Origin of the sequence: Amycolatopsis sp. 195334CR, from assembly GCF_017309385.1 — a bacterium.
GTDB lineage: Bacteria > Actinomycetota > Actinomycetes > Mycobacteriales > Pseudonocardiaceae > Amycolatopsis.
This window is the reverse complement of the sequence record NZ_JAFJMJ010000003.1, coordinates 892,853-918,247: the sequence shown is the minus strand read 5'-3', so window position 1 is coordinate 918,247 and position 25,395 is coordinate 892,853. Positions and strand designations below refer to the sequence as shown.

24 protein-coding genes are annotated in these 25,395 nt (G+C 71.3%); 12 read left to right on the top strand and 12 right to left on the bottom strand.

Annotated elements, in window-relative coordinates:
* Nucleotides 1–87 precede the first annotated feature (87 nt).
* From JYK18_RS41480 to JYK18_RS41470, 3 genes are read left to right on the top strand one after another with little or no spacing between them, the layout of a single operon-like run.
* The gene (locus JYK18_RS41480; RefSeq protein WP_206809422.1) at nt 88–861 is read left to right on the top strand and encodes an ATP-binding cassette domain-containing protein; all 774 of its coding nucleotides are present in this window, start codon (nt 88–90) and stop codon (nt 859–861) included.
* A gap of 15 nt (nt 862–876) precedes the next feature.
* Nucleotides 877–2,325, top strand: coding sequence for a sugar ABC transporter permease (locus JYK18_RS41475; protein ID WP_206809420.1), 1,449 nt, complete (start codon nt 877–879; stop codon nt 2,323–2,325).
* 25 nt (nt 2,326–2,350) lie between these two features.
* Nucleotides 2,351–3,520, top strand: a complete 1,170-nt coding sequence (locus JYK18_RS41470; RefSeq protein WP_206809417.1) for an ROK family transcriptional regulator — start codon at nt 2,351–2,353, stop codon at nt 3,518–3,520.
* A 219-nt stretch (nt 3,521–3,739) separates the two neighbouring features.
* Here the strand turns inward: JYK18_RS41470 and JYK18_RS41465 are convergent, their stop codons facing one another.
* The 4 genes from JYK18_RS41465 to JYK18_RS41450 all read right to left on the bottom strand — a co-directional run bounded on the left by JYK18_RS41465 (nt 3,740) and on the right by JYK18_RS41450 (nt 7,176).
* Nucleotides 3,740–3,922: a hypothetical protein gene (locus tag JYK18_RS41465; RefSeq protein WP_206809415.1), complete on the bottom strand. Its 183-nt coding sequence runs from the start codon at nt 3,920–3,922 to the stop codon at nt 3,740–3,742.
* Nucleotides 3,923–4,499: 577 nt separating this feature from the next.
* Nucleotides 4,500–5,336: an amidohydrolase gene (locus JYK18_RS41460; protein ID WP_206809413.1), complete on the bottom strand. Its 837-nt coding sequence runs from the start codon at nt 5,334–5,336 to the stop codon at nt 4,500–4,502.
* Nucleotides 5,333–5,989, bottom strand: a complete 657-nt coding sequence (locus JYK18_RS41455) for a response regulator transcription factor (RefSeq protein ID WP_206809412.1) — start codon at nt 5,987–5,989, stop codon at nt 5,333–5,335. The genes JYK18_RS41460 and JYK18_RS41455 overlap by 4 nt, the downstream gene beginning before the upstream one ends.
* Nucleotides 5,989–7,176 (bottom strand): sensor histidine kinase, encoded by a 1,188-nt coding sequence (locus tag JYK18_RS41450; RefSeq protein ID WP_206809410.1) that lies wholly within the window; start codon nt 7,174–7,176, stop codon nt 5,989–5,991. The genes JYK18_RS41455 and JYK18_RS41450 overlap by 1 nt, the downstream gene beginning before the upstream one ends.
* Before the next feature lie 103 nt (nt 7,177–7,279).
* Here JYK18_RS41450 and JYK18_RS41445 point away from each other — a divergent pair, with 103 nt between their 5' ends.
* The 3 genes from JYK18_RS41445 to JYK18_RS41435 are packed head-to-tail and all read left to right on the top strand — an operon-like array spanning nt 7,280 to nt 8,324.
* Nucleotides 7,280–7,870: a hypothetical protein gene (locus tag JYK18_RS41445; RefSeq protein WP_206809409.1), complete on the top strand. Its 591-nt coding sequence runs from the start codon at nt 7,280–7,282 to the stop codon at nt 7,868–7,870.
* On the top strand, nt 7,867–8,076 hold the full coding sequence (locus tag JYK18_RS41440; RefSeq protein WP_206809407.1) for a hypothetical protein: 210 nt from the start codon (nt 7,867–7,869) through the stop codon (nt 8,074–8,076). Before JYK18_RS41445 ends, JYK18_RS41440 begins: the two co-directional genes overlap by 4 nt.
* Nucleotides 8,073–8,324 carry a hypothetical protein gene (locus tag JYK18_RS41435; RefSeq protein WP_206809406.1) on the top strand — a complete coding sequence of 84 codons (252 nt, stop codon included), beginning with the start codon at nt 8,073–8,075 and terminating at the stop codon, nt 8,322–8,324. The genes JYK18_RS41440 and JYK18_RS41435 overlap by 4 nt, the downstream gene beginning before the upstream one ends.
* 29 nt (nt 8,325–8,353) lie before the next feature.
* On the opposite strand, the gene JYK18_RS41430 is transcribed toward JYK18_RS41435, so the two are convergent.
* Together JYK18_RS41430 and JYK18_RS41425 are read right to left on the bottom strand one after the other, a co-directional pair.
* On the bottom strand, nt 8,354–8,512 hold the full coding sequence (locus tag JYK18_RS41430; protein WP_206809405.1) for a hypothetical protein: 159 nt from the start codon (nt 8,510–8,512) through the stop codon (nt 8,354–8,356).
* 4 nt (nt 8,513–8,516) lie between these two features.
* Nucleotides 8,517–9,320 (bottom strand): methyltransferase domain-containing protein, encoded by an 804-nt coding sequence (locus JYK18_RS41425; RefSeq protein ID WP_206809404.1) that lies wholly within the window; start codon nt 9,318–9,320, stop codon nt 8,517–8,519.
* 124 nt (nt 9,321–9,444) lie between these two features.
* Here JYK18_RS41425 and JYK18_RS41420 point away from each other — a divergent pair, with 124 nt between their 5' ends.
* Both JYK18_RS41420 and JYK18_RS41415 read left to right on the top strand, forming a co-directional pair.
* Nucleotides 9,445–11,790, top strand: coding sequence for a glycoside hydrolase family 95-like protein (locus JYK18_RS41420; RefSeq protein WP_206809403.1), 2,346 nt, complete (start codon nt 9,445–9,447; stop codon nt 11,788–11,790).
* A gap of 55 nt (nt 11,791–11,845) precedes the next feature.
* Nucleotides 11,846–13,360: a hypothetical protein gene (locus tag JYK18_RS41415; protein WP_206809402.1), complete on the top strand. Its 1,515-nt coding sequence runs from the start codon at nt 11,846–11,848 to the stop codon at nt 13,358–13,360.
* Here the strand turns inward: JYK18_RS41415 and JYK18_RS41410 are convergent.
* From JYK18_RS41410 to JYK18_RS41390, 5 genes are all read right to left on the bottom strand, one after another.
* On the bottom strand, nt 13,357–14,385 hold the full coding sequence (locus tag JYK18_RS41410) for a PDR/VanB family oxidoreductase (protein WP_206809401.1): 1,029 nt from the start codon (nt 14,383–14,385) through the stop codon (nt 13,357–13,359). The two genes, JYK18_RS41415 and JYK18_RS41410, sit on opposite strands and share 4 nt — an antisense overlap.
* Nucleotides 14,382–15,248: a metal-dependent hydrolase gene (locus tag JYK18_RS41405; protein WP_206809398.1), complete on the bottom strand. Its 867-nt coding sequence runs from the start codon at nt 15,246–15,248 to the stop codon at nt 14,382–14,384. Before JYK18_RS41405 ends, JYK18_RS41410 begins: the two co-directional genes overlap by 4 nt.
* Nucleotides 15,245–16,717 carry an NAD(P)/FAD-dependent oxidoreductase gene (locus JYK18_RS41400; protein ID WP_206809396.1) on the bottom strand — a complete coding sequence of 491 codons (1,473 nt, stop codon included), beginning with the start codon at nt 16,715–16,717 and terminating at the stop codon, nt 15,245–15,247. Before JYK18_RS41400 ends, JYK18_RS41405 begins: the two co-directional genes overlap by 4 nt.
* A 198-nt stretch (nt 16,718–16,915) precedes the next feature.
* Complete coding sequence (locus JYK18_RS41395) at nt 16,916–17,740, bottom strand: NAD(P)-dependent oxidoreductase (protein WP_206809395.1); 825 nt, start codon at nt 17,738–17,740, stop codon at nt 16,916–16,918.
* A 22-nt stretch (nt 17,741–17,762) separates the two neighbouring features.
* Complete coding sequence (locus JYK18_RS41390) at nt 17,763–18,566, bottom strand: IclR family transcriptional regulator (RefSeq protein WP_206809394.1); 804 nt, start codon at nt 18,564–18,566, stop codon at nt 17,763–17,765.
* 128 nt (nt 18,567–18,694) lie between these two features.
* Between JYK18_RS41390 and JYK18_RS41385 the strand changes: the two genes are divergently transcribed.
* From JYK18_RS41385 to JYK18_RS41370, 4 genes are read left to right on the top strand one after another with little or no spacing between them, the layout of a single operon-like run.
* On the top strand, nt 18,695–19,639 hold the full coding sequence (locus JYK18_RS41385; RefSeq protein WP_206809393.1) for a 5-dehydro-4-deoxyglucarate dehydratase: 945 nt from the start codon (nt 18,695–18,697) through the stop codon (nt 19,637–19,639).
* The gene (locus JYK18_RS41380; RefSeq protein WP_206809392.1) at nt 19,636–20,775 is read left to right on the top strand and encodes a hypothetical protein; all 1,140 of its coding nucleotides are present in this window, start codon (nt 19,636–19,638) and stop codon (nt 20,773–20,775) included. The genes JYK18_RS41385 and JYK18_RS41380 overlap by 4 nt, the downstream gene beginning before the upstream one ends.
* A gap of 11 nt (nt 20,776–20,786) precedes the next feature.
* Nucleotides 20,787–22,262: an aldehyde dehydrogenase (NADP(+)) gene (locus tag JYK18_RS41375; RefSeq protein WP_206809391.1), complete on the top strand. Its 1,476-nt coding sequence runs from the start codon at nt 20,787–20,789 to the stop codon at nt 22,260–22,262.
* Nucleotides 22,263–22,274: 12 nt separating this feature from the next.
* Nucleotides 22,275–24,611, top strand: coding sequence for a polysaccharide lyase 8 family protein (locus JYK18_RS41370; RefSeq protein ID WP_206809390.1), 2,337 nt, complete (start codon nt 22,275–22,277; stop codon nt 24,609–24,611).
* Here the strand turns inward: JYK18_RS41370 and JYK18_RS41365 are convergent.
* A complete protein-coding gene (locus tag JYK18_RS41365) occupies nt 24,601–25,380 on the bottom strand; it encodes a class I SAM-dependent methyltransferase (protein WP_307796298.1) in 780 nt (259 codons plus the stop codon). The genes JYK18_RS41370 and JYK18_RS41365 overlap by 11 nt on opposite strands.
* Between the last annotated feature and the right edge of the window lie 15 nt (nt 25,381–25,395).

Here is a 25,395-nt window from a genome sequence, read left to right as displayed (position 1 = left end):
CCCCGAGCTCCGGGCTGGGGTGCGTGCCCCGAAGGCGCACCCCAGCCCGGGCCCACCCGTGTAACCAGCAGCCCGGAGAAAACTCAGATGACAGTTCCGATTCTCGAACTCAAAGCGGTGAACAAGAGCTTCGGCCCGGTCCACGTCCTGCACGACGTGGACTTCTCGGTGCGGGCAGGCGAGGTCACCGCGCTGGTCGGCGACAACGGTGCGGGTAAGTCCACGCTGGTCAAGAGCATCGCCGGGATCCACCCGACCGACTCCGGGGAAGTGCTGTTCCAGGGCGAGCCGGTGAGCATCAAGGGCCCCAAGGACGCCGCCGAGCTCGGCATCGAGGTCGTCTACCAGGACCTCGCGCTGGCCGACAACCTCGACATCGTGCAGAACATGTTCCTCGGCCGCGAGCGCGGCAGCGGCTGGCTGCTCGACGAGGCCAGCATGGAGCAGGCCGCGCGCGAGACGCTGGCCTCGCTGTCGGTGCGCACGGTGAAGTCGGTGCGCACCCCGGTGTCCGCGCTGTCCGGCGGGCAGCGCCAGACCGTGGCCATCGCCAAGTCGGTGCTGTGGGACAGCAAGGTGGTGCTGCTCGACGAGCCGACCGCGGCGCTGGGCGTCGCGCAGACCCGCCAGGTGCTCGACCTGGTCCGCCGCCTCGCCGAGCAGGGCCTCGGTGTGGTGCTGATCAGCCACAACATGGCCGACGTGTTCGAGGTCGCCGACCGCATCGCGGTGCTCTACCTCGGCCGCCTCGTCGCCGACGTGCACACCAAGAACGTCACCCACGGGCAGGTGGTCGAACTGATCACCGCCGGTCGCTCCGGCGACCTCGGCCTGGCCCGTCCCGAAGCCGCAGTGCTGTAAGTGGAGAAAGAGAACATGACTGAGACCCCCGCCAAGCCGGCCGAGCCGGAGGTGACCGGCTCCGGGTCCGCCAAGGCCGCGATCTCCGACTTCGGGATCGACACCACCTCGATGTCCACCGCGGAGGCCGTCCGCGACTACTTCTCCCGGTTGCGCGCCGGGCAGCTCGGTTCGCTGCCCGCGTTGCTCGGACTGGTCGTCCTGGTCGCGGTGTTCACCGGGATGTCGGACGTGTTCCTCTCGCTGAACAACATCGCGAACCTGCTCGCACAGGGCGCCGGGCAGACGATCATCGCGATGGGCATCGTCTTCGTGCTGCTGATCGGCGAGATCGACCTGGCCGCGGGCACCGCGTCCGGGGTGACCGCCGCGGTGATGGCGATGCACTACGTGGAGAACGGCAACCTGCTCGGCGGCATGGGCTCCACGGTCTTCTACATCTTCGTCATCGTGCTCGGCCTCGGTGCCGCGCTGGCGATCTTCCTGCGGATCTGGGCCGGCGCCGTGCTCTCCGTGGTGGCCATCGCGATCGCGCTGCTCGGCATCGCCGCCAACCCCTGGGTGGAGATGCTGCTGGCGCTGTGCGTCGGCGCGGCGATCGGCTCGATCACCGGGTTCCTGGTGTCCAAGATCGGCATGCCGTCGTTCGTGGTGACGCTGGCGCTGTTCCTCGCCTGGCAGGGCGTCATCCTGCAGTTCATCGGCGACGGCGGCGTGCTCGGCATCAGCTCGTCGAGCGTGCTGGACAAGGTGGCCAACGGCAACCTGTCCACCTTCGGCAGCTGGCTGCTGTTCTTCCTCGGCGCCGGCGGGTTCGCCGCGGTGACCCTGGGCAGGCACTTCACCCGGCTCAAGCGCGGCCTGGTCACCCAGCCCACCCCGCTGGTGCTGTTCAAGGTCGGCGGCGTCGCCCTGCTCGCCGCGGTGGCCACCTACCTGCTCACGCTGAACCGCGCGCCCAGCCCGACCATCGTCATCTCGGGCGTGCCGTACGTGGTGCCGATCGTGCTGGTGCTGCTGACCATCGGCACCTACGTGCTCAACCGGACCCGCTACGGCCGCCACATCTACGCGGTCGGCGGCAACGCCGAGGCGGCGCGCCGCGCGGGCATCAACGTGACCAAGATCCGGGCGAGCGTTTTCGTGGTGTCCTCGGCGGTGGCCGCGGTCGGCGCGATCGTCTACTCGTCGAAGGTCGGTTCGGTGGATCCGCAGGCCGGTGGCCTGAACACGCTGCTGTTCGCGGTCGGCGCGGCGGTGATCGGCGGGACCTCGCTGTTCGGTGGCAAGGGCCGGGTCTTCGACGCGGTCATCGGTGGCACCGTGCTGGCCGTGGTGGCCAACGGCCTCGGCCTGCTCAAGCAGCCCGCCGCGGTGGTCTCCATCGTGACTGGGCTGGTGCTGCTGCTGGCGGCCACCGTGGACGCGCTTTCGCGGCGTCGCGCGGCGGCTTCGCCGCGCTGACCGTGCACATGGGACGATAACCATCGTGACCAGCACACCCGTTGCACGACCCGACGAGGTGCGCAGGCACAACCGCACGACCCTGCTGCGGTTGCTGCACGTGGGCGGCCCGGTCACCCGGGCCGCCCTGGCCACCGAACTGGGGCTCAACCGGAGCACCATCAAGACGCTGGTGGACAGCCTCGCCGAGGCCGGGGTGGTCGAGGAGCGGGTGCCGCGACCGGGGCGGGGGGCCGGGCGGCCCTCCCTGCTCGTGCTGCCGCAGCCGCAGGCCGCCGTGGTGCTCGCGGTGGACATCCAGGTCGAGCACGTGGCACTGGCACTGGTCGGCTTCGGCGGGCAGATCCTCGGCCGCAACAGCTGGAACCTGCGTGGCCGCTCGCGGGAACCGGACGAGGTGATCACGCACGTGATCGAGTCGGCGGGCATGCTCGCCGCCGATCTCGGCGTGGAACCGATCGGGACCGGCGTCTCGGTGCCCGGCGTGGTCCGGCGCTCGGACGGCTACGTGCACCAGGCACCCAACCTCCGCTGGACCGACGTGGCGCTGGGCGAGCGGCTCGGCTCGGTGCTGCGCATGCCGGTGGTCGTCGGGAACGACGCCGAGCTGGGTGCGGTCGCCGAGCACCTGCGCGGGGTGGCGAAGGGCTCGTCGGACGCGGTCTACGTCTCGGCGGACGTCGGGGTCGGCGGCGGCGTGATCGCCGACGGCTCCTCGTTGCGCGGGGCGGCCGGGTACATCGGCGAACTCGGGCACATGGTCATCCGGCCCGGCGGGCGCGGCTGCTACTGCGGCAGCAGCGGCTGCTGGGAGACCGAGGTGGGCGAGGCCGCGCTGCGGCGGGCGCTGGACGTGCCGGAGGAGACCCCGCGCGGGGTGCTGCTGGTGGAGCTGCGGGAGCTGGAGAAGGACCCGGAGCGGGCGGGCGAGAAGCTCGGCGAGTTCGCCGAGTGGCTGACGCTGGGCCTGGTCAACGTGGTGAACCTGCTCGGGCCGCAGCTGGTGGTGCTGGGTGAGCTGTTCGGCATGCTGCCGGAGGAGATCGTGCGCAAGGTCACCGCCGAGGTGCAGCGGCGGAGCATGGTCAGCCGCGCGGTCGGTGGCACCCGGATCGTGCCGTCCGCGCTGGGCGTCGACGTGAAGCTGCTGGGCGCCGCCGAAGTGGCCTTCGAGAGCGTCCTGGACACGGTGTGATTGGCCGCGCCTCCGGCGCGGCGGGCGAGGTCGCTCTGGACCCGGTCAACTGAGGAAGGCACGCCGTGCCGCTGGGCGGCCCGTCGCGCCTCCCTCAGTTGACCGGCGCGACCTCGCGTGGGGCGCCCGGAGGCGCGGCCAAAATTACAGAGGGCGGGGACCCCTGCTGAGGGATCCCCGCCCGAGACGGATGGATGGCTGCCGGGTGGCTGAGTGGTGTCAGCCTCGCTCGATGCTCGCTTCGAGTTCCTTGAGCTTGTCCTCGTGAGCCCTGGCGTGGTGGCCGCAGAAGAGCAGCTCGCCACCGTTGCGGAGCACGGCGCGAACCTGGGCCGCGGCGCCGCACCGGTCGCAACGGTCCGCAGCGGTCAGTTCGGGGCGGGTGAGCGTAGGCGAAGTCATGGGAGTCTCCCTCCGTCCCGGCATCGGCGGGGCCGATGCCATCGATCCAGCCGCGACCACTCCGGTACTTATCCGGCGACGGGGCGTCTCCGGCTCCTCGGTGTTCGCTGCTTCTACTCTTGCAGACGTTTCGGAAGCCGCAAGTGTTCCCATCTCCGTGGGAGGTGTGTCACGCCGAATTACCCCGGATGTCGCAAGTGGCCCCGCCAGTCCGGAACAGCCGGTGACCGGAGCCCTTGTTTCCGCAGGTCAGAGCCCTGTCGCCAGCAGTCGTCCGCAGCCGGTCGCACCCGCCGAAACGGGGTGAGGAAACCGTGTTCGTTCAGAGCTGAATTTTGAACCGTTATCCGGTGGAAGGCGGGCCGTGACGGAAATCGACGGCCGCCGGCCACTGACCGGAATAGCCGGTTTGCCGACGAATTCCCTGGTGGGCAACGAAAAATGAGGTTAAATCCGGAGCCGGGGCGCGGCCGGGGCGGATCTTGGGTCACGCCGCGGCCCCGGTTCGGCGTGGGTTATGTCACGCTGCGTGCTCGCCGCCGAGGTTCGGCAAGAAAAAAGAAGGGATTGCGGGCTGTCACGGGACTCGGACGCCGTAGCAGCGCTCGCCGTTGGTCCGCCAGAACCCGGCCGAATCGCCCAAACCGGCCGCGGACACCAGCTCCTCGGTGAACCGGACCACGTCGCCGTACTCGCCGCGCAGGCGGCTCACCGGCCAGTCGCTGCCGAACAGCACCCGGTCCTCGCCGAACCGCTCGAAGGCGAACGCCGCGTACGGCACGAACCGCTCGACCGAGGCCGCCGACGGCTCCACTTCGGTGAGCAGACCGGACAGCTTGCACCAGGTGTTCGGCAGTTCGGCCAACCTGCCCAGCCAGGTGCGCCAGCCGGCGTCGGCTTCCCAGTCGTAGGCGGGTTTCGACAGGTGGTCGAGCACCACGGTCAGCTCGGGCAGTTCGCTGAGCACCGCGTACAGCGTGGGCAGGTGCCGGGTGAAGGTCAGCGCCTCGAACCGGACCCCGGCCCCGGCGAGCGCCCGCAGCCCGTCGCGGACCTCCGGCCTGCCGATCCAGTCGTCGTCGGGCAGGTCCTGCAGCATCGGGCGCACGCCGAGGAAGTACGGGTCGGCGGCCAGTTCGGGCAGCGCGTCCGGCTGGTCGAGCGGGAGCCAGCCGGTCACGCCGAGGATGAAGCCGGTGTTCGCGGCCAGGTCGAGCAGGTACCGGGTCTCGGCGACGCTCGGCGACGCCTGCACGACGATGGTGCCGGTGACACCGGCCGCGGCCAGTTCGGGGGCCAGCCGGTCCGGCAGGTACTCCTCCCGCAGCGGCCCGTCCGGCGGCATCCACGGGTAGTCGCCGCGCTCGATGCCGGCCAGGCTCCACAGGTGGTGGTGCGTGTCGAACCGGTTCACCGGGACACCCCCGCTTCCTGGGCCAGGATGGCCGCCTGCACCCGCGACCGCAGGTCCAGTTTCGTCAGCACCCGCGACACGTGCGTTTTCACCGTGGTCTCACCGATGTACAGCCTGCTCGCGATCTGCGCGTTCGACAGGCCCTCACCGAGGCAGGCCAGCACCTCGCGCTCGCGGTCGGTCAGCTCGGCCAGTCCCGCCGGCTCCGGCGGCCCGGCCGGGCGCGGCGGCTCGGCGGTGGCGAACGCGCTGATCAGCTTGCGGGTGATCTGCGGGGCGAGCACGCCCTCCCCGGCGTGCACCAGCCGGATCGCCTCGACCAGGCGCGGGGCTTCGACCGACTTGAGCAGGAAGCCCGCCGCGCCCGCGCGCAACGCGGCGAACACGTACTCGTCGAGGTCGAAGGTGGTCAGCACGAGCACCTGGCCGAGTTCCGCGGCGACCAGCTCGCGGGTGGCCGCGATGCCGTCGACGCCCGGCATGCGGACGTCCATCAGCGTGACGTCCGGGCGCAGCGCCGTGGCCTGGCGGATCGCGGTGGCGCCGTCGGCCGCCTCGCCGACCACCTCGATGCCCTCGGCGTTGTTCAGGATCATCACCAGCCCGGCGCGGATGGCGCCGTGGTCGTCGGCGACGAGAACGCGGATGCCCATCAGGCCGGTCCTCCGATCGGGAGCGCGGCGAAGACCCGCCAGCCGGGTTCGGCCGGGCCCGCGGTGAACGAGCCGCCGATGGCCTGGGCCCGCTCGCGCATGTTGAGCAGCCCGTGCCCGGTGTCGGACGCGCGCCGGGTGGTGGTCAGTGCGTTGGTGACTTCCACGGTGAGGATCTTGCCGTCGAGCCGGATGCGCACCGCGGCCGAGGTGCCCGGCGCGTGCTTGACCGCGTTGGTCAGCGCCTCCTGGGCGATCCGGTAGGCGGTCAGGTCGACCGCGGCCGGGAGCGGGGTGGCGGGGTCGACCTCGTTGGCCACCGACACCGCCATCCCGCTCGCCCGCGCCGATTCGACCAGTTTGGACAGTTCGCCGAGGCGCGCGGGCGCGGTGGTCTCGTCCTCGCCGACGCCCTGCGAGCGCAGCAGCCCGATCATCGCGCGCATCTCCTCCAGCGCGTCGACGCTGTTGCCGCGCACCGACTGCAGCACCTCGCGCATGGTGTCCGGCTTCGCGCCGTCGGCGATCGACAGCGCGGCCTCGGACTGGATCGCGATGGCGGACAGGTGCCCGGCGATCACGTCGTGCAGGTCGCGGGCCATGCGCGCGCGTTCCCCGGCGACGGCGGCGTTGCGGTCGAGTTCGGCGATCCTGGCCAGCTGCTCGGCGTTGGCGCGTTCCTTGAGCGCGATCTCGCGGTGCGTGCGGACGTTCGACGCCCACCACACCGGCGTGATGATGAACGGCACCGCGGCGACCGCCGCCAGCACCGCGGTGCGCCAGTCGTCGGCGACGATCAGCGCGATCACCACCGCGCCGAGGGTGCCGCTCGCGGCGAGGCCGATCATGGTGCGGCTGAGCCGTCGCGAGCCGTAGAGGGTCGCCGCGTAGAGGTGGTCGGAGAAGGCGATCAGGATCGGCGCGGACATGCCGAGGTAGATGTCGGCACCGAACGGCACGGCGGCGAGCACCAGTGCCAGCGCGGGTTTGGTGCGGCGCAGTAGTTGCAGCAGGCAGACCGCCGCCAGCAGCAGGAAGCGCGTCCAGATCAGCGGAGTGGGTTCGCCGAAGAGCGGGTAGATGCCGGAGAGGTAGAGCACGGTGCCGCCGGCGAAGTAGAGCAGGGCGATGCCGACGTCCTGGGTGAACGGCGGCAGCCGGCGGTAGTCCAGTCGCACGTGGACCATCTCAGCACACCGCGCGAAAGCGGTTCGTCCTCCGAAGTGATGACGGGCCGATCCTGCCGTCCGCCGACGCGCGGGCGCGGGGTCCGGCCGCAGGCTGGGTGGCATGGACAAGGTGCTGGACTTCATCCGGGACAACCCGATGGCGGCGGTGGTCGCGGCGGGGGAGATCGGGTTCTGGGTGTTCATCGCGGCCGGGCTGGCGGCTCGTTACCTGCTGAAGCTGCGGCGGACGAGCGTGGTGCTGCTGGCGATGACGCCGGTGATCGACGTGGTGGTGCTGGTGGCCACGATGATCGACCTGGCCGGGGGCGGGCGGGCGTCGTGGACGCACGGGCTGGCCGCGATCTACCTCGGTTTCAGCGTGGTCTTCGGGCCGAGCATGATCCGCTGGGCCGACGTGCGGTTCGCGCACCGGTTCGCCGGCGGGCCGCCACCGGTCAAGCGCGGGGGCACCGACCGGCTGCGCCACGAATGGCGTGAATGGGGCAAGTGCCTGATCGCCTGCGCGATCGCGGCGGTGGTGCTGGCGGTGCTGATCCTGGTGGTTGGCACGCCCGAGCAGACCACCGCGCTGTGGTCGGGCGGGGGCGCGTGGCTGCCGAGGCTCGGGTGGATCGCCGGGATCTGGCTGATCACCGGTCCGTTGTGGCAACTGGTTTCGTCAACGGGTTCACGGGAAGGGGTACGACGATGATCGAGGTGCTCGGCATCATCCTGGTGGTGCAGGGAGTCGGGGGGTTCATCAACCGGGTGGCGGAGAGCTCGTCGAAGAGCTGGTTCGTGCAACTGCACCTCCTGCCGGACTGGCTGCACATCCCGGTGAGCGTGGTGATGGCCCTGCTGGGCGCGGCTCTCGTGCTGGGCGACATGGCCCGCCGGAAGAAGCGGCGCGCGGAATGAGGGTGGCGGCGGTGCTGGCCGCGCTCCTGCTGCTGGCGGGATGCGGCCGGGGAGTGGATCGCGAGGTGGTCTGCGGTGCCGCCGAAGCCTGGCTGTCGGCGGACGCGGATTCGCGGTCCGGCCTGGCCGACACGCTGCGGTCCGCGGTGGACTCGCTGGGGAACGAGGAACTGCGGCGGTTGAGCGATCTCGTCGGCGAAGGCGACATCGACGGCGTCGCCACGGAGATCACCCAGTACTGCTCCTGACGAGAACGCGCCCGCCGTGAAAGCCACCTTCACGGCGGGCGTTCAGACGGTGAAGACGACCTGCCCGACGGCCGCCCGCAGCTGTCCACATCGGACGTTTCGAGCACCGCGTGCCGTCCGGTGGTGGTCACCGTGATGAGCAGGGTGGTGGTGCGGTCGGCCGGGTGCCGCGTCGCCCGGCCGGCCACTCGGTCATCTCGAGCCCAGCCGGAACAGGTTCACCATGTCGCGGCCCACTTCCCTGGCCAGCAACGGGGATTCGTTGACGAACTCGTCGCGGTCGCTGTGCGCGTCGAGTCCGCTCAGGTCGTCGAGCACGTGGTAGGTCCACTCCCAGTCGAGCACCCAGCCCGCCTCGGCCGCTTCCGCCCGCACCTCCGCCGGGTCGAGCAGCCGGACCGGCAGCGTGCCGGGCTCACCGGGCCCGGCGACCAGCTCGTCGAACCGCGCCCGGCCGACCGCCTCCGACCGGCTTTCCCCGTCCACCAGCAGATCGACCGTGTACCCGCCGCGCCCGACCGGCGAGCGGCTGTAGCACAGCACGAGCGCGCCGCCGGGGGCCGCGAGCCCGGCCAGGTCCCGCAGGATGCCGCCGACCGCGCCGGTCGGCACGTGCTGGATCACGTGGTTGGACAGCAGCAGGTCGTACGGGCCGCCACCGGCGGTCGAGGTGTCGCCGACGGTGTAGGTGATCTCGGTGCCCGGCGCCAGCGCTTCGTGCTTGCCGCGGGCGGCGGCGAGGCGCTCGGGATCGGGGTCGATCGCGGTGATCGTGGCGGCCTGGTGGCTGAGCCACGGCAGCAGCCTGCCGTCCCCGCAGCCCGCGTCGAGCCCGCGCACGCGTTCGCGCGGACCGGCGTCGAGCCGCTCGACCAGGCGGTCGAGGGCCAGCCGCTCGCTGGCCGCCCAGTAGCCGGGATACGGCTCGTGGTGGCTGATGAACGAAGCCGTCACGTGGTCCCCGGCGTCGGGGTACCGGTAGCTGCCGGTGAACACCGGGAAACTCTAGCCAGCGAGACCAGACATCGGATGTATCTTGCGCTTTCCGGGTGAACAGGCTGGATCTCGGGCGGATTCTTGGCGAAACATAGCATCTCTCGCCGCCGAGAAGGGAGCTGTCATGCCCGAGGTCGATCGACGGACGGTGCTCGCGGGAATGGCGGGCGGGATCCTCGCCCCGGCCGTGCTCGGCTCGGCGGCGCACGCCTCGCCCGGCACAGCAGGCGGCACAGCGGGCACGCCCGGCGGGGCAGGCGCGGCGGGCGGCTCACTCGGCCTCCCGGACTGGGCCGAGTTCGTCGGCCTCGCCGATCTGGTCTGGAAGCGCCTGCCGAAGACCTGGTTCGAAGGCCCGTTCCTCGGCAACGGCTTCCTCGGCTCGGGCATCTACGCCGAGCCCGGCCGCAACGCCATCCGCGTCAACGTCCAGCACAGCCAGGTCCAGGACCACCGCCCGGAGTTCGGCTCGCTGTTCGGCCTGGCCAGGCTGCCGATCGGGCACTTCACCCTGGAACCGGCCGGCGCGATCACCGGCGTCGACTGGCGCCTGGACCTGTGGAACGCCGAACTGCGCGGCACCATCACCACCGCCGCGGGCCGCCTCGACCTGCGTGCCCTGCTGCACAGCACCCGGAGCGTGCTCGCCGTCGAGGTCCGGCCGTCCGAGGGCGAACGCGGGTTCCGCTGGGTGTTCCACCCGGCGGTGGCGATCAGTCCGCGTGCCGACCCGAAGTTCGGCAGGCAACCGCCGCCCGGGTACACCGCGAACCCGCCCGCCGTCCTCGAATCGGCGGGTGACGTCCGGCTCGCGGTGCAGCCGCTGCACGCCGGTGGGGAGCACGTGACCGCCTGGCGCGAGGCCGAACGGGGTTCAAGCCGCGTGCTCTACACCGCGGTCGCCTGGTCGCACCCGCTGAAAACCGCTGTGCGGCAAGCGTTGTCACTGGTGCGCGGCGCGAGCGTGCCGCTCGACGCGCTGGCCGCCGACCACCGGCGCTGGTGGCACGACTACTACCGGCACGGTTTCCTGTCCATTCCGGACCGTAAGTTGCAGAGCTTCTACTGGATCCAGCTGTACAAGCTCGCCGCCGCGGCCAGGAAGGACGCGCCGGCGATGGCCACCTGCGGGCCGTGGCTGGAACCGACCCCGTGGCCGGCGACGTGGTGGAACCTCAACGTGCAGTTGGAGTACTGGCCGATCCACGGCGCCAACCACCTGGAACTGGACGCGGTCACGCACTCGCTCGACCGCTACCGCGAACACCTCCGCGACGAACTCCCCGAGCAGTACGCGGCCGGGTCCTACGGCATCCCGCGGACCACCGACATGGAACTGCGCAACGGCGCCGGGCTCGGCGATTCCGGTTACGGCGTGGGCATTCCCGGCCAGGCCAGCCCGACCCCGGAGGTCGGCAACCTCACCTGGGCCCTGCACAACGTGTGGCTGAGCTACCGGCACACGATGGACGAGCGCATCCTCCGCGACGTGCTGTTCCCGTTGCTGCGCGGCGCGATCAACTACTACCTGCACTTCCTCGCGCCCGGCGCGGACGGCCGCCTGCACCTGCCGTTCACCTTCTCGCCCGAGTACGGGGTGAACGCGCCGGACTGCACCTACGACCTCGCGCTGATCCGCTGGGGCTGCCGGACCCTGCTGGAGTCGGCGGACGCGCTGCACCTCGACGACCCGCTCGCCGGGCGGTGGCGTGAGGTCCTGGCCAAGCTGGCGCCGTACGCGGTGGACGCCAACGGGTACATGATCGGTGCCGGGGTGCCGTTCGCGAAGTCGCACCGGCACTACTCGCACCTGCTGCAGATCTACCCGCTGTACGAGATCACCGGCGAGCAGCCGGAATCCCGGCCGCTGATCGAGAAGTCGCTGGCGCACTGGGTCAGTTTCGAAGGCGCGTTGCAGGGCTACACCTTCACCGGCGCGGCCTCGATCTCGGCGCAGCTGCGGCACGGCGACAAGGCGGAGTTCTACCTGGGGGAGTTGCAACGGCGGTTCATCAAGCCGAACACGATGTACCAGGAATCCGGGCCGGTCATCGAGACACCGCTGTCGGCGGCCCAGTCGCTGCACGACATGCTGTGCCAGAGCTGGGGCGGCGTGGTGCGGTTGTTCCCCGCGCTGCCGGCCGGCTGGGCCGACGCGACGATCCACAACTTCCGCACGCAGGGCGCGTTCCTGGTCAGCGCGTCCCGGCAGCGGGGGAGTACGCGCTGGCTGCGGGTGCGCAGCGAGGCCGGGGCGCCGTGCGTGCTGCGGCCGGGCATCACCGGTGCGCTGGCGGTACTGGACGAACGCGGGAAACCACGGAACTTCAAGGACCTCGGCGACGGCACGATCGAGGTGGAGCTGCCGCGCGGTGCGGAAGCGGTGGTGCACCGGGTGGGTGACAAACCCGACTTCGAGGTCGGTCCGGTGGCACCGCAGGGCGATTCGACCCCGTGGGGGCTGCCCTGACGCCACCCGGCTGGGGGCTGTTGCCCGCTCGGGTGCGCCAGCCACGCTGGACGCGATGGGATCTTCGCGGCAGACACACCTCAACCAGGCGCTGTTGCGCATCCCCCGGCGAGCGGAGGGCGTCGACCGGGCGACGCTGAGCCGCACCTTCGTCTCGGCGGGTTCGTTCGCCGCGATGCTGCACTCGACCGACCACCAGATCCTGTACGGGCGGCGGGGCACCGGGAAGACCCACGCCCTGCGGTACCTGCACGAACTCGCGTCGACCTCCGGGGACCTCTCGGTCTACCTCGACCTGCGCACGATCGGCTCGGCCGGTGGGCTGTACTCGGACAGCGAGCTGGGCGCGGACCTGCGGGGCACGCAACTGCTGGTCGACACGCTGGAAGCGTTACACGAGGAGCTATTCACCGTCGCCGTCGACCGCGAGGTGGGTGATCACCGCCTGCTGCCCGCGCTCGACGAACTCGCCGAGGCGATCACCGCGGTCGAGGTGGTCGGCGAGGTCGAACGCGCCACGAAGGTGGGGGCGGCCGCCGAAGCGGAGGCCGCGCTGGAGTTGTCGTCGTCGGCGAAGCTGTGGGGACGGCGGAAGGACGCGGTCACCGCGGAGAGTTCCTTGCGCCGCACCGGAACCGAGCGCCACCGGGTGGTGTTCGGCCCGCTCGGCCGGGCGTTGCAGCGGATCGCCGCGGCACTGGGCGGAGCCCGGCTCTGGCTGCTGCTCGACGAGTGGAGCAGCCTGCCGCTGGAACTCCAGCCGCTGCTGGCGGACCTGCTGCGCCGCAGTGTGCTGCCGGTCAACGGGATGACGGTGAAGATCGCCGCGATCGAACGCCGGTCGCGGTTCCGCCGCCGGCTGCCGGACGGGGACCACCTCGGCATCGAGGTCGGCGCGGACGCCGCGTCGGCGGTCAGCCTGGACGACCTCCCGGCCGGGCCGGAGGAGTTCCTCGGCGAACTGCTGTTCAACCACGCTTCGGTGGCACTGGCGAAGATGCTCGCCGACCCACCGTCCGAAATGGACCAATTCGTCCGACAGGTCTTCCACCGCAACGCCTTCGGTGAACTGGTGAGGGCGTCGGAGGGGGTGCCGCGCGACGCGATCAACATCGCCGCGCTCGCCGCCCAGCACGCGCACGACGAACCGATCGACGTCCGCGATGTCCGCCTCGCCGCACGCGACTGGTACCTGCGCGACAAGCGCAAAGCGATCGAGACCGACCGCGCCGCCGCCGACCTGCTGCGCAAGCTGATCGACGAGGTGGTCGGCCGCCGCCGCTGCCGGACCTTCCTGCTGGCCCAGGAATCGCGCTGGACCGCGATCGACGACCTGCACGACGCGCGCCTGCTGCACCTGCTCCGCCGCGGCGTGGTCGACGAGGAATCGCCGGGCACGCTGTACGACGGGTACTCGCTGGACTACGGCTGCTACGTGGCGCTGCTGCTCGACGCGGGCAAACCGGGCAAGCCGCAGGACCGCGTTGGCTGGTTGCGCACGGCCAAAGGCGTGCCACCGGACGGCTTCCGCCCGGCACGGGAAGTGGTCGACCTGGCGGCGTTGCGCTAGAGGTCCAGGGCGACCGTGCCCGAGGTCGCGCGTCCGACGCAGATCAGCATGCTGTCCTCGTCGCCGTCCAGCACGCGCACCCGGCAGGTGCCGCAGAAGCCCTGGCGGCACGAGTAGGCGACGTCCGGGCGCACCGCGCGGATCACCTCCAGCGCCGACCGGTCGGCCGGGACGTCCACCGTGGTGCCGGTGCGCCGCAGCTCCACCCGGAACGGCTTGCCGTCCACGATCGGCGGTTCGGCAAACCGTTCGAAGTGGACGGTCCGGCCGCCGGTGGCCAGCGCGTCCGTGCGCACCGAAGTGATCATCGGGATCGGGCCGCAGCAGTAGACGTGCGCACCCGGTGGCGCCTTCTCCAGCAACTCGGCGCCGGATGCCGGGATGCCGTACTCGGTGTCCGGGCGGATCCACACCCGTCGGGAGTCCAGTGTGGACAGCTCGTCGAGGAATGGCATGGAGGCGCGGTCACGGCCGGCGTACACGAGCCGCCAGTCGGCACCGGCCGCCGCGGCCGCGCGCACCATCGGCAGGATCGGCGTGATGCCGATGCCACCGGCGATGAACTGGTACGCGCCGGTGCCCACGAACGGAAAGGCGTTGCGCGGCCCGCGAACGGTCACCCTCGTGCCGAGGCCCACCGCCTCGTGCACCTCGCGCGAACCACCGTTGCCGTTCTCGATCCGGCGCACCGCGATGCGGTACGAACCGGAATCGCCGTCGCACAACGAATACTGCCGAACGCGACCGGACGGCAGCACCAGATCGATGTGCGCGCCGGGCCGCCACGACGGCAGCGGTGCGCCGTCGATCCGGCGCAGCCGCAGGCTTTTCACCCCGTCGGCGACGATCTCGGCCTCGTCGACGACCATCGGCAGGTCGCGGTCCACCGCCGCGACCGGCGGGCGCCGCCTGCCGCTGACCCGGCTCAGCCGCGTGTACACCACGGCGACCCCGCTCAGCGTGGACAACAGCCGGTCCGCGCGGCCGCGACCGCGTAGATCCGGAGGGAACCTGGGCTGCGTCACTCGGCCGCCAGCGCGGCCGGGGAACTGGCCAGGTAGGCCACCGCCTGATCGGTGTTGCCGGTCTGGGACGGGTGGTAGGACCGCCGGAAGTACGGCCGGATCTCCCGCAGCAGCCCACGTCCGCTCGGCACGAGCCCACGCCGGGCGCCGCTGCGGAACCCGCGCCAGCTCGCCTTCTCCGTCAGCGTCGGGTCGGCGGCCATCAGGAACCGGGTCCCGCGCAGCCACAACCACGCCAGCACCGGCGTGACCAGCGCCATCGTCCGCGCGCGACGCAGGTACCGGCCGTCGAGGTGCTGGTACAGGTCGTAGGCCACCGCGCGGTGCTCGACCTCCTCGGCACCGTGCCAGCGCAACAGGTCGAGCATGGTCGGATCGGCGCCGGCGCGGTCCAGCGGCACCGAGTCGAGGATCCACTGGCCGAGGAAGGCGGTGTAGTGCTCGATCGCGGCGACGATCGCGACCCGTTCGACGATCCACTCCTCGCGGGCCTTGCCGGTGAGGTCGCGGTCGCCGAGCAGGCGGCGGAACACCCACTCCATCTGGCGGGTGTAGGGCCGCGGGTCGAGCCCGTGCGCCTCGAAGTGGTCGAGCACGCCGCTGTGCGCCTCGGCGTGCATGGCCTCCTGGCCGATGAAGCCGAGCACGTCCTGGCGCAGCCGGTCGTCGCGGATCATCGGCACGGTCTGCTTGAACAGCTCGACGAACCAGCGCTCGCCCTCGGGCAGCAGCAGGTGCAGCACGTTGATCGTGTGCGTGGACTGCGGTTCGGCCGGGATCCAGTGCATCGGCAGCGCCGACCAGTCGAAGTGGACGTCGCGGGCACGCAGCACCAGCTGCTCGTCGTCGTGGGCGGCGCTCACTGGGACCTCCCGGTCAGCTCGTAGTGGCTCGGGTCGACGTGGCGGGTGCGCTGCCAGTAGCGCCAGGTGAAGCCGGGCCAGATGGTCCGGTTCACCCCCTTCGCGTCGAGGTACCAGCTCTTGCAGCCGCCCTGCGTCCACACGCCCTTGACCAGCTTGTCCTGGATCTCGGCCTGGAACTCCGCCTGCGCCCGCTCGCGCACCGACAGCGCGGCGGCGTGGTGGCGGTCGGTCAGCTTGATCGCGTCCACCACGTACCGGGACTGCGACTCGATCATGAACACCACCGAGTTGTGGCCGAGCGCGGTGTTCGGGCCGAGCAGGAAGAACAGGTTCGGGAAGCCGGCCACGGTGATGCCGAAGTGCGTGCGCATGCCCTCGGTGGCCCATTCCTTGGCCAGGTCGCGCCCGTCCGCGCCGGTGATGTTCAGGTACTCCAGCGCGTCGGTGACGTGGAAGCCGGTGCCGTAGATGATCGCGTCCACCTCGTGCTCGACGCCCGCGCTGTCCACAATGGAGTGCTCGCGGACCTCGCGGATACCGTCGGTGATCACGTCCACGTTGTCGCGGGAGAGCGCGGGGTAGTAGTCGTTGGAGATGAGCACGCGCTTGCAGCCCATGGTGTAGTCCGGGGTGACCTTGCGCCGGAGTTCGCGGTCGGGGATCTGCTTGCCGATGTGGCGCTTGGCCACGGCTTCGCCTGCCTTCATCAGCGCGGGGTGGCCGTTGAAGCCGAGCGCGCGCACTTCGAGCAGCCAGTACAGCGCGGTGCGGTAGGCGCGCTGGGCGCCGGGGACGCGGCGGAACAGCTTCTTCGACCACTCGGGCATGGCGTGGTCGGGTTTGGGCATGATCCACGGCGGCGTGCGCTGGAAGAGGTCGAGCTGGGCGACGTCGCGGGCGATGCGCGGCACGAACTGGATCGCGCTGGCCCCGGTGCCGACCACGGCGACGCGCTTGCCGGTCAGGTCGTAGTCGTGGTCCCACTGCGCGGAGTGCCAGGTGCGCCCCTGGAAGCGTTCGATGCCGGGGAGTTCGGGGATGCGCGGGATGTGCAGCCCACCCACCCCGGCGACGACGAACTGCGCGACGAACTCCTCGCCGCCCTTGGTTTCGACCGTCCACAAGCCACGGTCGGAGTCCCAGTGCGCGCCGGTGATCTCCACGCCGAAGCGGATCTTGTCGCGCAGGCGGTACTTGTCGGCGACGCCCTTGAGGTAGTCGAAGATCTCCGGCTGGCGGGAGAAGGAGCGGGTCCAGTCGGGGTTCTGCTCGTAGGAGAACGAGTACATGTGGGACTGCACGTCGCAGGCGCAGCCCGGGTAGGAGTTGTCGCGCCAGGTGCCGCCGACCTCGTCGGCCTTCTCCAGGACCACGTAGTCGCGGATGCCCGCCTTCTCCAGCTGGATCGCCTGGCCCAGCCCGGAGAAGCCGGTACCGACGATGACCACCTTGAACCGCGCACCCATTGGTCCTCCACGCCGTTGCGGATCCTCAAGTAGCTGTAACCGGAAGTAACAGCTACTTCGGAGTAGGATGCGGGACGCGGATTGACGTGTCAAGCCACCTGGCGGGGGAGGCCGCCGGGCGGGCCGAGGGTGCCGTGAATGTGGCTTTCACGGCGGAATCGGCTGTGAAAGCCACATTCACGGCATGGGGCGCGGTCGTCAGAGGGGGTTGTACTCGCCGAGGGGGGCGGTGCAGAAGGGACCGCCGATGTGCTCGGCCGCCACGCCCGTCGGGCCAGGGACGTCCGCCAGCTCGGCGGCGTACGACTCCGCGTCGTCCTGGGGGGCGTAGCCCAGAGCGGCCGCCTCCTCCAGGGAGAACAGGCGCCGCTTGTTGTCGGAGACGCCCCAGATCAGGCGGTAACCGGGGGAGGGCGCGGTCAGGCAGGCCTCGAACAGGCGGGCCCCGTCGTCCGGGGAGAGCCAGGTGGTCAGGCCCCGCGGGCCCAGCACGACCGGGGTCTCGAAGCACGACCCGATCCGCACGCAGATGACGTCCATGCCGAACCGCGACGCGTACAGGCTGCCCAGCGCCTCCATCGCGGCCTTGCCCACGCCGTAGTACGTGTCCGGCCGCGTGCTCGAATCGGCGGGCAGGCCGTCCGGGCCCGCTTCGTCGTTGCGCCGGAAGCCGACCGAGTGGTTGCTCGACGCCAGGATCACCCGTTTGATACCCGCCGCCTGCGCGGCCGCCAGCGCGATCTGCGTGCCGTTGATGTTGACGTCGAGGATCTCTTCCCACGAGTTCTCGCGGCTGTGCCCGCCGAGGTGGATCAGCGCGTCGGCGCCCTCGCAGGCCCGCGCCATCGCGTCGGGATCGGTGACCGAACCGGTCAGCACCTCGACCGCTTCACCCGGCTCCGCCGGAGCGGGCGGGCGCACGTCGAGCAACCGCAGGATCCGGCCCGGCCTGGCCAGCCGCGGCCGCATCAGCGTGCCCACCACCCCCGACGCACCCGTGATCAGGACGCGCTCGTCTGCCATGACGCCTCTTTCTTGGAACAGGTCAGCGGATACCGGCGCGTCGCAGGTTCTGCCCGAGTTCGGTGGTGATCTCCGCGATCAGCTCGCCCGCCCGCCGCGCTTCGGCCTCGGTGACCTGGTCGACCGGCATCGAGCAGCTGAGCGCGTCGGTGCCGGGGATGCGGTACGGCACCACCGCGGCCACGCACCGGATGCCCGGCGTGCCCTCTTCGATCTCCGAGGCGTACCCGCGTTCGCGGGTCTCGGCGAACTGGCGGTGCAGTTCGTCGAGCGAGGTCACCGTGTTCGGGGTGAGCGCGGTGAGCGGGTTCGGCAGCAGCGCGTCGATCTCGTCGTGGGTGAGTTCGGCGAGCAGCACCTTGCCCAGCGCGGTCGCGTGGGCGGGCAGCGTGCGCCCGACCCGCGACACCAGGTGGATGGACTTCGCGGACTCCCGCGTCTCCAGGTACACCACCTCGGTGCCGTTGCGCCGCGCGTAGTGCGCGGTGAACCCGGTGCGCTCACGCACCTTCTCCAGCGCCTCGGTGGCGAAGGGCACCACCGGGTCCCGGTCGAGGTAGGCCGTTCCGCAGATCAGCGCGCGCACGCCGAGGCGGTAGCGCGTGCCACTGGAATCGGTCTCCAGCCAGCCGGCCTCGTGCAGGGTCCGCAGCAGCCCGTGCAGGCTGGACCGCGGGAACCCGGTGCGGGTGTGCAGGTCCGAGAGCGACATCCAGACGTCGTTCTCGGCGAAGGTCTCCAGCAGGTCGATCGCGCGCCGCGCGGATTTGACGCCGGCCGGCTCCGCGTTGTTCTCACCGGCCGAAACCGCTGTCGGCTGAGCCATCGACCCCTCCTCCACCTGCGGGTTGACTTGTGTCCGCACCCATATTAACGTCCTGCGACAGTGTTCTTGTAGGTGAACGAGCGTCACGATAGCAGACTTCATTCATAAGTGTGAACAGAAGGGTCCCGATGGCACAGCCTGAGACCGTGTTGGACGGTCTGCTCGCGTTCCCGCTCACCCCGTTCACCGAAGACCTCCAGGTCGATCTCGACGCCTTCGGCGACCACGTCGGGCGGCACCTGGACGCGGGTGCGGGCGCGTTGTTCATCGCCTGCGGCACCGGGGAGTTCAGCGCGCTGAGCCCGGACGAGGTGCGGGCGCTGCTGCGTCGCGCGCGCGAGGTCGTCGCCGGGCGCGTGCCGATCTGGGTGGGCGCGGGTGGCGGGGCCGCCACCGCGCGGGCCGGGATCGCGGCCGCCGAGGCCGGGGGCGCCGACGGGGTGCTGCTCCTGCCGCCGTACCTGGTCACCGGCCCGCCCGACGGGCTGGTCGACCACGTCCGCCACGCGATCGGTGACAGCGGCGTCCCGGTGATCGTCTACCACCGTTCGCCGGGCGTGTTCACCGCGGCCGCGGCGGTGAAGCTGCTCGACCTGCCGACGGTGGCCGGGCTCAAGGACGGCTTCGGCGACGTCGACCTGATGACCCGGATCGTCACCGGCATCCGCGGCGCGGACAACCCGCGCGGGCGGGAGTTCCTGTTCTTCAACGGACTGCCCACCGCCGAGGTCTCGGCGCGGGCCTACGCGGCGATCGGCGTGGCCCGGTACTCCTCCGCGGTGCACTGCTTCGCCCCGCGGATCGCCCAGGCCTTCCACAAAGCACTGTCCACAGGGGACGACGCGACGATGGACGCGCTGCTGGCCGGGTTCTACCTGCCGCTGGTCGAACTCCGCGACGAGACGCCAGGGTTCGCCGTGTCGCTGGTCAAGGCCGCCGCCCGGCTGTGCGGGGAGAAGGTCGGCACCGTGCGCCCGCCGCTGCGCGAACCCAGCCCGGGCCAGCTCGACCGGCTGGAGCGCATCATCGGCGAAGGGACCGCGGTGCTCGACCGGATCGGGGCCGCGCGATGAGGGTGACCGGTTACGCCTACCCGTGGGATGTGCTGGACGCCCCCGGCTTCACCGACCGCGCGGCCGAGCTGGACGTGGACGAGGTCGCCGTCGCGGTGTCGTACCACAGCGCGCGGGCGGCCACGCCCTGGTCGGCCGACCGGTCCTCGGTGGTGGCCCGGCACGCGGCCTTCTACCGGCCGATCCGGAAAACCGCCTGGGGGCGGCTGCGCCCGGCGTCCCCGGACTGGGCGGGTGCCGAAGACAGCGCCGGAGACGCGGTGCGGGTGCTGGACCAGGCCGGGATCCCGGCGGCGGCGTGGGTGGTCTTCACGCACAACTCCCTGCTGGGCACCGAAAACCCGGACGTCTCGGTGCGGAACTGCTTCGGCGAGCCGTACCCGTGGGCGTTGTGCCCGGCACGTGAGGAGGTCCGCGAGTACGCCGCGAAGGTGGCCGCGGAAAGCGTGCGCGACCTGGAGTTCCGGTCGGTGATCCTGGAGGCCTGCGGGCCGCTCGGCGTGGTGCACCAGCACCAGCACGAGAAAACCGACGGCGTGTGGTCACCCGCCGCGGCCAGGGTGCTGTCGATCTGCTGCTGCGAAGCCTGCGCGGCCCAGTGGGACGCGGACACCGGGGAGGTGCAGGCCGCACTCGCCGCCGAGGCCCGCCGGTTGATCGCGAGCGGTGACCTCGGAGCCACCGAGGACGAGCTGTCCCCGGAACTGAAGGCCACCGTGCTGGCCGGGCGGCAGCGCTCCACCGACGCGCTGCGGGCCGGGATCCTCGCCGAAATCGGCGCCGGGCCTAGACTGGTGCTGCACGGGGCGCTGGACCCCTGGGTGACCGGCGCGTTGCCCGGGCTGACCCCGGGCGCGCCCGAGGACGTGCATTCCGTGGTGCTCCAGTGCTGGGCACCCGGTCAGGCCAGCGTGGCCGCGGTCGCCGCCGCCCGCGCCGCGCTGCCGTCCATTGTGGACGTCGGGGCGTATGTCACCGGGGTGGCGGCGAACCCGGTGCCCGAGTTCGACCGCTACACCGCCGCACTGGCCGATGCCGGCGCGAGCGAACTGCACCTGTACCACCTCGGCCTGGCCGGCGCCGGTCGCTGGGCCGATCTCCGGGACGCCGTGCGCGGTGCCCGGACCGTGACCTAGGAGTTTGTGCTTTGTCTGCCGAATTTGTCGCTGAGACCGAAGAAGCCGAGCTGGACCGGGTGCTGGAAGCGGCCGCCCTGGTCACGCCCGCACTGGCCGGGACCACCCCGGCGCAGCGGGCGGAGTGGCTCACCGCGGCCGCCGACGCGCTGGACGCCGCGGCCGACGAACTCGTCGTGCTGGCCGCCGAGGAGACCAACCTGCCCGAGGCCCCGCGCCTGCGTGGCGAGCTGAAGCGGACCACCTTCCAGCTGCGGTTGTTCGGCCAGGTGCTGACCGATGGCGCGTTCCTCAAGGCCACCGTGGACCACGCCGACCCGGACTGGCCGATGGGACCGCGCCCGGACATCCGCCGGGTGCTCACCCCGATCGGCCCGGTGCTGGTGTTCGCCGCCAGCAACTTCCCGTTCGCCTTCAGCACCGCGGGCGGGGACACCGCCTCGGCGCTGGCCGCCGGCTGCCCGGTGGTGCTCAAGGCGCACCCCGGGCATCCGCGCCTGTCCGACCTGACCGGCCGGATCCTGCTCGCCGCGCTGCTCGCGGCCGGTGCGCCCGAAGGCATCTTCGCCGTGGTCCACGGCCGCGAGACCGGCGTGGCCGCACTCAAGGACCCGCGGATCTCAGCCGCCTCGTTCACCGGCTCGGTGCCCGGCGGCCGGGCCCTGTTCGACATCGCCAACGCCCGTCCGGTGCCGATCCCGTTCTACGGTGAGCTGGGCAGCGTCAACCCGGTGGTGGTCACGCCGGGTGCGGTGAAGGCACGCGGCGAGGAGATCGCCAAGGGGTACGCCGCCTCGTTCACCCTGGGCGCCGGTCAGTTCTGCACCAAGCCCGGCCTGGTCTTCCTGCCCGACGAGCACGGCCTGGAGACCGCGCTGAAGTCCGCTGTGGACGGTGTCGCCGCGCAGGAGATGCTCAACGACCGCATCGCCGGCGGGTACTCCGAAGGCGTGGCCGCACTGCGGTCCGCCGACGGGGTCGAGGTGTTTTCCGCGCCGGAGAACGCCGGATCGGGCTTCACCCCGACCCTGCTCAGCACCAGCGCGGAGAACTTCGCCCAGGGCGCGGAGGTGCTGCGCCACGAGTGCTTCGGCCCGGCTTCGCTGGTGATCACCTACTCCAGCCAGGAGGAGCTGATCGGCCTGCTCGACGGGCTCGAGCCGGGCCTGACCGCCACCCTGCACGCCGAAGAGTCCGAAGTGGAGGACGTGCGCCCGCTGCTGGCGCCACTGGCCCGGATCGCCGGGCGCGTGCTGTACAACGACTGGCCGACCGGGGTCACGGTGAGCTGGGCGCAGCAGCACGGCGGCCCGTACCCGGCCACCACCGCGCCGACCACCACCTCGGTGGGCACCGCCGCGATCGACCGCTTCCTGCGCCCGGTGGCCTGGCAGGGCTTCCCCGACGCGCTGCTGCCGCCCGCCCTGCGCGAGGACAACCCGTGGCAGCTGCCGCGGCGGACGGACGGTTCACCGCAGATCCTCTGACTGGGAGACGACATGCACGGACTGACCCGCAGATCAGCGTTGCTCGGCGGGGCGGCGGTCGCCGCGTCCACCACCCTGGCCGGGGTGGTGGGCGCACCGGCGGTGGCCGCCGGGAACGATCCGGCGAAGATCGTCGCGGCGTACCGGTTCCTCCAGATCGGGGCCGGGCGCACCTCGCCGGAGCGGACGCGGGCGGTCCGGGCGCTCGACGAGGTGGCGGTGGCCTACCACGCCGCGATGAACACCTCGATCGACCAGCTGTGGCCGGATCTGCCGGTGGGTCCGGGCAGCACGTACTTCCAGAAGATGTACTACCGGCTGCGCACCATCGCGGTCGACTGGGCGACGCCGGGGTCCGCGCTGTCGGCGGACCCGGCGGTGCCGCAGCGCCTCCACACCGCGCTGGAGACGCTGTACCGGGTGCAGTACAACGAGCACACCGACGAGATCGGCAACTGGTACAGCTACGAGATCGGCACGCCGTTGTGGCTGCTGCAAACGCTTGCGTCCACCTGGGACATCATTCCGGCGGCCGACCGTGAGCGGTACCTGCGCCCGGTGCTGCGGTTCATCGCCGACCCGAACCGGCGCACCAACAACCCCAGCGTGGTGGAGACGGGCGCGAACCGGGCCGACAAGGCCACGCTGACCGTGGTGTCCGGCGCGATGATGGGGGATACCGCCCGCATCCGGCTGGGGGTGGACGCGGTGACCGACGTGGCCGGTGGTGGCGCGGCCAGCCTGATCGCGAAGGTGACCGCCGGCGACGGCTTCCACACCGACGGCTCGTTCCTCCAGCACGAGGTGGTGCCCTATCCGGGGCACTACGCGCTGGTGCTGGTGCAGGCGGTGGCCGGGCTGATGGAGGTCACCCGCGGCACGGAGTGGGAGTTGCCGGAGGCCGTGCGCCGGGCGATCTGCGGCACGGTGCCGGATTCGCTGGCGCCGTTCATGTTCAACGGCTACATGATGGAACCGGTTCGCGGCCGCTTCCTGTCCAGGCAGGGAGAGACCGGCCACGACGCCGGGCACCAGCTGACCGCCGCGACGGCGTTGCTGGCACGCAACGCGCCGGAACCGGAGCGGGCGCAGGTGAGCGGGCTGGTCGCGTCGTGGATCCAGCGCGGCAAGTGGGCGCCCTTCCTGGAGGTGACCGACGTGGGGCGCTTCTCCGGCGGGTTGCAGCCGGTGGGCGTGCCGGAGGTCGAGTACGCGCAGGAACTGCTGGCGGCGAACCCGGTTCCGGCGCCGGTGGTGCCGGAGCACCGCGTGTTCGGCCAGCAGGACCGGATGCTGCACGTGACCCCGTCGTGGTCGGCTTCGCTCGGGGTCAGCTCGACGCGGATCTGCCGCTACGAGGCGATCAACTCGATGAACCTGCGTGGCTGGTACACCGGCGACGGCGTGCTGTACGTGTTCCGGCCCGACGCCGAGGGCCACTACAGCGACGCCTACTGGCCCACGGTCGACGCGAAGCTCCTGCCCGGCACCACGGCGAAGGACTCCGAGCCGCCGAAGCTCGAGCAGATCCCGTTGTCCAGCAAGCCGTTCTCCGGCGGGGTGCGGTTCGGCGCGCAGCACGGCGCCTACGGGGTCGACTTCATCTCGCAGGACGGCACGCTCACTGCGAAGAAGTCGTGGTTCTTCACCCCGGACGGAGTGGTGTGCCTGGGTGCGGGGATCACCGACGCGTCCGGGGCGAACGTGCGGACAACCATCGAAAACCGTTCCCTGGGCACGAATCCGCGCAACGCCCTGCGGGCGGACGGCCGCCTGCTGCCGGTCGAACTCGGCCGGACCACGGTGGTGCGCAAGCCGCGATGGGTGCACCTCGACGGGGTTGGCGGTTACGTGCTTCTGTCCGATGTGGATGTCTCCGTGCTGCGTGAGGATCGGACCGGTGCCTGGGCCGACGTCGACAAGGGCGCCAACACCGGCGGTACCACCACGCCGTACACGCGGCGGTACCAGAAGGTGGTGATCGAACACGGCGCCAACCCGTCCGGCGCGAGCTACGGCTACGTCGTGCTGCCGGGTGCTTCGGCGGCGGCCACCGCGGCCTCGGCGCTGTCCTGGCGGGTGCGGTCGAACACCGCCGAGGTGCAGGCGATCCGGTTGTGGGAAGGCACTCTGCTGGCGAACTTCTTCACCGGCGGCACGCTCGACGACCTGACCGTCTCCGGCCCCGCGTCGATCGCGGTGGAACGGGTGCGCGACGGCTGGCAGGTCGCGGTCTCGGACCCGACGCAGCTGCAGAAGTCGATCCGGGTGACGATCCTGCGGAGGTCGGTGGACGTCGACGTGGCCGGGACGCAGGGTGCCACCGTCACGGTGAAACTCAGCCGCTGACCTTGCGGGCCTCGATCAGGTACCGCCGCGAATGCGCCACGAACGAGCCTTCGACCAGGATGCGGCGGTGCAGTTCGGCCAGGCGCGGCCGGTACTTGGCCACGGTGAAGTCCGGCACCGTCCAGAGCACCTTGCGCAGGAAGTAGACCACCGCGCCGACGTCGTGGAACACCACGCGCAGCTTCTCGTGGCGCACGTCGAGGACGTCGAGCCCGGCGGCGCGGGCTCGCTCGGCGGCCCGGTCGGCGGCGCCTTCGTCTGTGTTGTTGTCGCCAGGTTGCGGGCCGAGGAAGAACTCGTACAGCTCGCGGTTGGAGCCCATTCCGACGCCCTGGGTGAGGAAGGTGCCGCCGGGCCGGAGCACACGGGCGATCTCCGCCCACGGCTCCACGATCAGGTGCCTGCCGGTGACCAAGTCGAAAGTGGCGTCGCGGAAGGGGATCAGGCCGTCGTGCGCGGCGAGCACCACCGAACCGCCGAGGCGGCGCAGGCGTTGCGCGGCGATCGCGGCGTTGGGCGGCCAGCCCTCGGTGGCGACCAGGCGCGTGCCGCCGCGTGCCGCGCTCGTCAGCACCTCACCACCGCCGGTCTGAAGGTCCAGTGCGATCCCCGCGGCGGAGAGGCGGTCGGCGAGCAGGCGCGAATAGCCCCACGACGGCCGTTCCTCGGTGGCGCGCCCGTCGAACCACGAGAAGTCCCAGCCCTCGACGGGCTCGGCTTCCCCTTCGGCGAGCAGGCGCTCGAACTCCTCCAGATCCACGGGCGACACGCCTGCCGACGCTAC